Source organism: Sphingopyxis sp. RIFCSPHIGHO2_12_FULL_65_19 (assembly GCF_001830555.1).
Taxonomy (GTDB): domain Bacteria; phylum Pseudomonadota; class Alphaproteobacteria; order Sphingomonadales; family Sphingomonadaceae; genus Sphingopyxis.
Genome location: NZ_MIAM01000055.1, coordinates 1 through 7,666, shown reverse-complemented (window position 1 = coordinate 7,666; position 7,666 = coordinate 1). Strand labels below are relative to the sequence as shown.

The 7,666-nt window shown below is 64.3% G+C and carries 7 protein-coding genes; 1 reads left to right on the top strand and 6 read right to left on the bottom strand.

From position 1 onward, the window contains the following. Both A3E77_RS15465 and A3E77_RS15460 read right to left on the bottom strand, forming a co-directional pair. Positions 1 to 1,562 (bottom strand): MFS transporter (locus tag A3E77_RS15465; RefSeq protein ID WP_293647569.1); only part of this gene is annotated, 1,562 nt, incomplete at its 3' end. A 150-nt stretch (positions 1,563 to 1,712) separates the two neighbouring features. After that, complete coding sequence (locus tag A3E77_RS15460; protein ID WP_293647539.1) at positions 1,713 to 3,092, bottom strand: DEAD/DEAH box helicase; 1,380 nt, start codon at positions 3,090 to 3,092, stop codon at positions 1,713 to 1,715. A 312-nt stretch (positions 3,093 to 3,404) separates the two neighbouring features. On the opposite strand from A3E77_RS15460, the gene A3E77_RS15455 reads away from it, so the two are divergent. Continuing rightward, on the top strand, positions 3,405 to 4,877 hold the full coding sequence (locus A3E77_RS15455) for a glycerol kinase (protein WP_293647537.1): 1,473 nt from the start codon (positions 3,405 to 3,407) through the stop codon (positions 4,875 to 4,877). 27 nt (positions 4,878 to 4,904) lie between these two features. On the opposite strand, the gene rpmE is transcribed toward A3E77_RS15455, so the two are convergent. The 4 genes from rpmE to A3E77_RS15435 all read right to left on the bottom strand — a co-directional run. Next, positions 4,905 to 5,132, bottom strand: coding sequence for a 50S ribosomal protein L31 (gene rpmE / locus A3E77_RS15450; protein WP_293647535.1), 228 nt, complete (start codon positions 5,130 to 5,132; stop codon positions 4,905 to 4,907). A 118-nt stretch (positions 5,133 to 5,250) separates the two neighbouring features. Next, positions 5,251 to 5,730, bottom strand: a complete 480-nt coding sequence (gene fabZ, locus A3E77_RS15445) for a 3-hydroxyacyl-ACP dehydratase FabZ (RefSeq protein WP_293647533.1) — start codon at positions 5,728 to 5,730, stop codon at positions 5,251 to 5,253. 5 nt (positions 5,731 to 5,735) lie between these two features. Beyond that, positions 5,736 to 6,428 carry an OmpH/Skp family outer membrane protein gene (locus A3E77_RS15440; RefSeq protein ID WP_293647531.1) on the bottom strand — a complete coding sequence of 231 codons (693 nt, stop codon included), beginning with the start codon at positions 6,426 to 6,428 and terminating at the stop codon, positions 5,736 to 5,738. Then, positions 6,428 to 7,666, bottom strand: a 1,239-nt coding sequence (locus A3E77_RS15435; RefSeq protein ID WP_293647529.1) for a BamA/TamA family outer membrane protein, incomplete at its 5' end; no start/stop codon positions are given. The genes A3E77_RS15435 and A3E77_RS15440, both read right to left, overlap by 1 nt.

The following is a 7,666-nucleotide window of genomic DNA, read 5'->3' as shown; positions in this document are numbered from 1 at the left end:
GTCGCCGCCACCATCGCAAACGCCGTCGTCGGCAGGAACCCGCCGAACCAGCCGTTGCCGATATGATAGGGCAGCGACATGGCGGTATAGCGGATGCGGCTGGGGAACAGTTCGACCAGCAGCGCAGCGATCGGCCCGTAAACCATCGTCACGAGCAGCACGAGGTAGAAGAGGATCGCGACGACAAGCACCTTGTTGATCCCCGCCGGGTCGGCCTTGGCAGGATAGCCGGCGTCGGCCAGCGCGCGTTCGAGATCCGACCGAAAGGCCGCGATGGCCCCGGCGCGATCCTCTTCGGCCAAAGCCCAGGGGTCGGGCGCAGCGAGAACGCGCGATCCGATGCGCACCCGCGCGGGTTCCCCCTTCATGCGTTCGCGGGTGAACGCCGTGTAATTGGCGCCGGCCCTTGCCAGCGTCGATTTGATGATGTCGCAGCCGCTGCCTTCAAACTTGTTGCGCCCGATCGGGTCGAACTGGAACGAACAGGCCCCCGGATCGGCAGCCATGATGACTGCGGCATTTTGTTGCGCCTTTGCCATTGCGGGGTTCGCGGCGGCGGTGAGCATCTGGAATGCCGGAAAATAGGTCAGCGCGGCGAGCGCGCAGCCCGCCAGGATGATCGGCTTGCGCCCGATCTTGTCGCTGAGCCAGCCAAAGAAGATGAAGAAGGGGGTGCCGAGCGCGAGCGCGATGGCGATCAGGATATTCGCGGTCGCGCCATCGACCTTCAGCGTCTTTTCGAGGAAGAACAGCGCATAAAATTGCCCGGAATACCAGACGACCGCCTGCCCCGCGACCGCGCCGAACAGTGCGACGATCACCCATTTGAGATTTTCCCAGCGGCCAAATGCTTCGGTCAGCGGCGCTTTCGATGTCGTGCCTTCCTCCTTCATCTGCTTGAAGACCGGGCTTTCTTCGAGCTGGAGGCGAATCCAGAGCGACACGCCGAGCAGGATCACCGAAATCAGGAAGGGAATGCGCCAGCCCCAATCGGCGAACGCCGCTTCGCCCATGACCGAACGAATGACGATGACGACGCCGAGCGCCGCGAACAGGCCAAGCGTGGCCGTCGTCTGGATGAAGCTGGTGAACAGGCCGCGTTTTCCCTCGGGCGCATGTTCGGCAACATAGGTCGCCGCGCCGCCATATTCGCCCCCGAGCGCGAGTCCCTGGACGAGGCGCAGCAGGACGAGGAGGATCGGCGCGGCAACGCCGATCGACGCATAGCTGGGCAGGACGCCGACGAGGAAAGTCGACGCGCCCATCAGGCCCATGGTGACAAGAAAGGTGTTCTTGCGCCCAACCAGGTCGCCGATGCGCCCGAACACAAGCGCGCCGAAAGGCCTTACCGCAAAGCCCGCGGCAAAGGCGCCAAGCGCAAAGATGAACCCCGTCGTTTCATTGACGCCGGAGAAAAACTGCGCCGAGATGATCGTCGCGAGCAGGCCGTAAAGATAGAAATCATACCATTCAAACACCGTGCCGAGCGACGAGGCCAGGATGACCTTTCGTTCACTCTGGCGGGTGTCGATGGATGCTACCGCTGCTTCGCCATTCGCCATCAACCACTCCCCTTATAGAGGAAGCAGCCCGTCAACTTCCGCTCGCCCTGAGCCTGTCGAAGGGCCGTTCTTCCCTAGCATGATGCCTAAGGAAAGGACGGTGGTTCGACAAGCTCAGCACGAGCGGTAATGAGAGATTTGTTCAGTGCGTCAACCGACGCGCTTCACCGCGCTCTTGTGTGCGCCGACGCTTTTGTTGCGCGGGCGAAAACGGCGCTTGCGCTGACCTTCGGCACCTTCGCCCGCCGGACCGTCGCGGCGCGGGCCGCGCTCGCCCTGCGGCTTGCCACCGCCGCGACCACGATTGGCCTCCTGGCGCTGGCGATTGGGGTCGCGGCCCTGGCTGCCGGTGTCGCGCGGCGGCGCCACGGGCTTGGGCAGGTTGCGCACCAGTTCGTTGAAATTTTCGGGCAGCGGCATCGGTTCGGACTTCGACCGGGTAACCCGCTCGATATCGCGCATGTAGGGCCGCTCGTCGGGCGCAATGAAGCTGATCGCCTTGCCCTCGGCGCCCGCGCGCGCGGTGCGGCCGATGCGGTGGACATATTGTTCGGGAACGTTCGGAATCTCGAAGTTGATGACGTGCGATACGCCCGACACGTCGATACCGCGCGCGGCAATATCGGTCGCGACGAGCAGTTTGATGTCGCCCGAACGAAACGCCTGCAAGGCATGGGTGCGTTGCGACTGGCTCTTGTTGCCGTGAATCGCCATCGCCTTGATCCCGGCGCCCGCCAGATGGCGCACGACACGGTCGGCGCCATGCTTGGTGCGGGTGAAGATCAGCGCGCGGTCGATATCCTCGCTGGCGACGATCGAATGCAGCAGCGCCTGCTTTTCCTTCTGTTCGACGAAGGTCGAAAACTGGCTGATCTTTTCGACCGTCGTCGCCGCCGGGGTCACCGACACGGTGACCGGGTCTTCGAGGAACTGTTCGGCCAGATGCGCGATTTCCTTCGGCATCGTCGCCGAGAAGAACAGGTTCTGGCGGCGCGACGGCAGCAGTTTGGCAACGCGGCGGAGCGAGTGGATGAAACCCATGTCCATCATCTGGTCGGCCTCGTCCAAAACGAAGATTTCGACATCGTCGAGGCGCAGCGCGCGCTGGTCGATCAGGTCGAGCAGGCGGCCAGGCGTGGCGACGAGGATGTCGACACCCTGCGCAAGGTCGCGGATCTGCTTGTTGATCGGCACGCCGCCAAAGACGGTCGAGACGCTGAGCTTGGTAAAGCGGCCATAGTCGCGGCAGCTCTGCGCAATCTGCGCGGCGAGTTCGCGCGTCGGCGCGAGGACGAGCATCCGGCAGCCGCGCGGGGTCGGGCGGTGCGGATAGGTCAGGAGGTGATGGATCGACGGCAGCGAGAAACCGGCGGTCTTGCCGGTGCCCGTCTGCGCGATGCCACACAGGTCGCGGCCCTTCATCAGCGGCGGAATCGCCTGCGTCTGGATCGGGGTCGGGACGGTATAATCCTTGGCGGCAAGCGCGCGATTAATGTCGGCGTGCAGGCCAAAGTCGTTGAAAGTCGTCATAAATTACTCACATAGAGCGACGCGCAGGCGCATCCGTTCGCATCGAACGGACGGCGCACGGGCCGCGGGTTCGAAACGACCCGCGTGAAAGGGTGCCTCTGGGGACAATAGCGCGGTTCCGGCTCGTCCCGCGCCTGAGATTGGGCGGGAAAATCACGCTGCCGGTGGCTGCGGCGGATCGATCCGCCATGCTGCGCTGCACAATATATGGCACATCCTCCGCAATTTTGCAAGCTGGTTACGAATGTAAGTGTCGTGCGGCTTGTCGCAGCGGCTTTCTTTTTGCATCACGGGCAAAAGAGGGAGAGTGATATGGCCGAGAAAATCATCGTCATCGACGAAGGCACGACGTCGACGCGCACGATGCTTTTCGCGGCCGATGGCACCCCGCTGGGCAGCGCGCAGCGCGAGATCGGGCAACATTATCCGGGCGCCGGGCTGGTCGAACATGACGCCGCCGAAATCTGGGAAGCGACCGTGGCCTGCACGCGCGAAATGATCGCACAGGCGGGCGGGGCCGATCATGTCGCCGCGATCGGCATCACCAACCAGCGCGAGACGGTGGTGTTCTGGGATCGCGCGTCCGGCGAGCCGCTGGCCCCCGCGATCGTGTGGCAGGACCGGCGCTCCGCCGCCGACTGCGCCGCGCTGAAGGAGGCGGGGCACGAACCGATGGCGCAGCAAAGGAGCGGGCTGCTGCTCGACCCTTATTTTTCGGGGACGAAAATCGGCTGGGGGCTAAAAAACTGGCCGCAGCTGGCACAGGCAGGCGACCGGCTGGCGGTGGGGACGATCGAATCCTATCTCGTTTACCGCCTGACCGGCGGCGTCCATATCACCGACGCGACCAACGCGTCGCGCACGCTGTTGATGAACATCAACGGCGCCGGCGGCTGGGACGACGAATTGTGCGACCTGCTCGGCGTGCCGATGGCATTGCTCCCCGAAATCACCGGCTGCACGACGCGCGTGGGGACCACCGATCCCGCGCTGTTCGGCGGTGCGATACCGATCTGCGGCATGGCGGGCGATCAACAGGCAGCGACGATCGGGCAAGCGTGCCTGTCGCCGGGGCAGACCAAGGCGACGTTCGGCACCGGCGCCTTCATCCTGTCGGCCAGCGGCACCAGGCGCCCGGTATCGGCAAACCGCCTGCTCGCGACGGTGCTGGTGCAGGAAGGCGATATTCGCTCTTACGCGCTGGAAGGGTCGGTCTTTGTGGCGGGCAGCCTGATCAAATGGCTGCGCGATGGGCTGGGCCTGCTCGCCAGTGCCAGCGAAAGCGAAGGCCTCGCGCGGTCGGTCGCCGACAATGGCGGGGTGTATCTGGTCCCTGCCCTCACCGGCCTGGGGGCGCCGCACTGGCGCCCCGACGCGCTTGCCGCGCTGTCGGGGCTCAGCTTTGCCACGGGCAAGGCGCATGTCGCGCGCGCGGCGCTGGAGGCGCAGGCCTATCAGGCGAATGATCTGAAATGCGCCTTTGCCGCCGATGGAGTCGACTGGGCCGACCTGCGCATCGACGGCGGCATGGCGGCCAACGACTGGATGGCGCAGGACCTGTCCGACATGCTGGACCTGACCGTCGAGCGGCCCGATTTTGTCGAGAGCACCGCGCTGGGGGCGGCGATGCTCGCCGCAACCGGCGCCGGATTATATCCCGACCTTGCGAGCGCGGCCACGGCGATGCGCGGCACCGCGACGCGGTTCACCCCCGCCGTCGACCCGCAGAAACGCAAAACGCGCCTTGCCGGGTGGCAAAGCGCGCTTGCAAAGGTTCTGGGCTGACCCCCGCTCAGGCAGGGGCAGACGCCATCAACGCTTGAGCGACAGACCGCCGAAACGCTTGTTGAACTTCGCGACCTGGCCGCCCGCGTCGAGCATACGGCCCGTGCCGCCGGTCCATGCCGGGTGCGCGGTGGGATCGATTTCGAGCGTCATCACGTCGCCCTCTTTGCCCCAGGTCGAGCGCGTCTGATATTCGGTGCCATCGGTCATCTTGACCGTGATCATGTGATAGGCGGGGTGAATGTCTTTTTTCATGTCTCTTGGCTCCTATGCCGCTGGTTACCGACCAGCCGCGTGAGTCTGTGCCTTCCCCGCTTTGGGGTCCGCGAAGCGGTCGCCCCTAACGGCGAATGCCTGATTCTGCAAGCCTTGCTTAGTCGCTCGGCGGATCGGCGATCATCGCGGTAAACTGGCATTCCGCGGCGAGCGCCTCGCCCAGCATCGCGCGGCCCTCGAACTTGCAGATGTTCCGCTTCGCCTGAACGATCGAGACATGAAGGTCGAGCAGCACGCCGGGTTCGACGGGTTTGCGGAACTTCACGCCGTCGATCGCCATGAAATAGACGAGCTTGCCCGATCCGCCCAAACCGAGCGATTCGATCGCGAGAATACCGCCGGCCTGCGCCAGCGCCTCGACGATGAGGACGCCGGGCATGATCGGCCGGCCGGGGAAATGCCCTTGGAAAAAGGGCTCGTTGATCGTCACCGCCTTGACCGCGTGGATCGAGGTGTCCTTCACCATCGATTCCACCCGGTCGACGAGCAGCATCGGATAACGATGCGGCAGCAGCGTCAGGATCCGGCGGATATCCACCGGCCCCATCGCGCCGTCCGGCATTTCCCCGTCCGCCATCTTGTTTAGCGGGTCGTCGGCGGGGTGCCCGCGGGGGCGGGGGTCGCGGGCCGTGCGCCACCCTGGGCGGCGCGCGCCTGGTCCATCAGCTGCTGGTTGCGCTGCTGGACCAGCTGGCCGGGCTGGTAACCGGCCGGAACGGCGATCGACACGTTGGGCAGGATGCGGTTCAGTTCGGCCACCACCGCATCGGTCATGTCGACGTTATTTTCGCGCGCGAGCACGGCGTCGGGGTTGAGCAGCAGGTCGATCTTTTTCGCGGTCATCGCCGCCTTGATCGCCTCGTTCATGCGGACGCTGATCTGATCCTCGACATAAGCGATGGCAAGGTCGACCGGCGCGCCGATCTGGCCGAGTTCGGTCTGGGCCGCCTGGCGCTTGTCCTGCACGGCCTTGGCCGCTGCCTGCAACGCGGCCTGGTTCTGCGGCGTTTTTTTCGCTTCTTCGTTATATTTCGCGATCAACACGTTGATTTCGGCCTGAAGCGTCTGGCCGCGCGACTGCTGCTGGTCGATCTGCGCCTTGTAGGTCGTCTCGATCTGGGTCGAGGCGGTCTGGAAGGCGTTCGAGCGGGCGGCGGCGACGCGGACGTCGGCGACGCCGACACCCTTTGCTTGGGCGATCGCGGGGGCCGAAAGGATAGGCGAAACCGACAGCGAGGCCATCGCGATCGCCGAAGCGACAAGAATTTTCTTCATTAGAATTGAGTTCCTACGTTGAATGAGAAGCGTTTGGTATCATCGCCCTCTTCTTTGCGAAGGGCGTAAGCGAAGTCGATCCGGAAGGGACCGAACGGAGAGTTCCAGTTGACCCCGGCACCGATCGAAACGCGCGGCATCCAGGTGTCACCGAAGAAGCGTTCCTCGAAGGGATCGAGGCGCGAGAAATCGGTCGGGCAGGTCGTGTATTGGCCGGTGCCCGTCGTGACGCCGTTCGACGTGGTCGTCGTTTCCGACGCGAACTGGGTCACACCCGTGGTCGCGTTGCGGCAAAGCGACTTGGTCAGCCCAAAGCCGGGAGCGTTGGGGTCGGTTTCCCGGAAGTTGGCGAGCGTGGTCAGCGTCGGACGCTTCACGCTGAACACCGAGCCGACGTCGACGAAGATCGACGGCCGCAGCCCCAGTTCCTTTGCGCCGCTGCCCAGCGGAATATCGAGTTCGAGGCGGCCCTGATAATAAGCGCGGCCGCCGAGGGCGTCGTCGATCTGGCCGCGGTCATTTTCACCGTCGGTGACGACGATCGGGTTGGCCGGATCGGTGTTGTCGACGCTGTAACGGATCACGCGCGGGCCGACCCCGCGAATGTCGAAACCGCGCATCTGCGGCTCGCCCAGGAAGAAGCGGTCGGTCAGGCGGACCTTGTCGCTGGTCGGGGTCGGGCGCCCGCCGAAGGGATAGATATAGCCGCCCTCGGCCGACAGGTTGAGGATGAAACGGCTGCCAAGATTGAAATGCTTCGACCCGTTGAGGCGGGTGCGGACATATTTGACGCTGCCGCCGAGGCCGGCGAAATCCTGGCTGAGCGAGAGCGACTGGCCGCGCGTCGGACGAATGCGGTTGTCGCGGTCGTCATAGGCGAGCGTATAGCCGAGCAGCGACGTCGTGCGCTTGCCGATCGCGTCGCAAAGATAGCGGCCGGCGACGAGCGGGTCGCACTCGTCCCCGAAATAATAGAGCGACCTGTCGAGCGTCACATCGTCATAGTTGAGGCTGTAACGCGCAAAGAAGGACATGAATTCGGTCAGCGGAACGCCGGCGTTGAGCTGGAAGCCGGTCGTGACCTGCTGGAACGTCGTCCGGCGATCATTGTTGATGAAGTTGAACGAATTGAGGTCGCGGCGATAGATGCTGCCGCCGACCGAGATGTTGCGATCGAACAGATAGGGTTCGGTAAAGCCGAGTTCGATCGACTTGGAATAGCTCGAATAATTGACCGA

Coding starts and splice junctions, on each gene's coding strand:
- A3E77_RS15440 (WP_293647531.1), bottom strand. CDS start 6,428: ATGAAGAAAATTCTTGTCGCTTCGGCGATCGCGATGGCCTCGCTGTCG.
- A3E77_RS15455 (WP_293647537.1), top strand. CDS start 3,405: ATGGCCGAGAAAATCATCGTCATCGACGAAGGCACGACGTCGACGCGC.
- rpmE (WP_293647535.1), bottom strand. CDS start 5,132: ATGAAAAAAGACATTCACCCCGCCTATCACATGATCACGGTCAAGATG.
- A3E77_RS15460 (WP_293647539.1), bottom strand. CDS start 3,092: ATGACGACTTTCAACGACTTTGGCCTGCACGCCGACATTAATCGCGCG.
- fabZ (WP_293647533.1), bottom strand. CDS start 5,730: ATGGCGGACGGGGAAATGCCGGACGGCGCGATGGGGCCGGTGGATATC.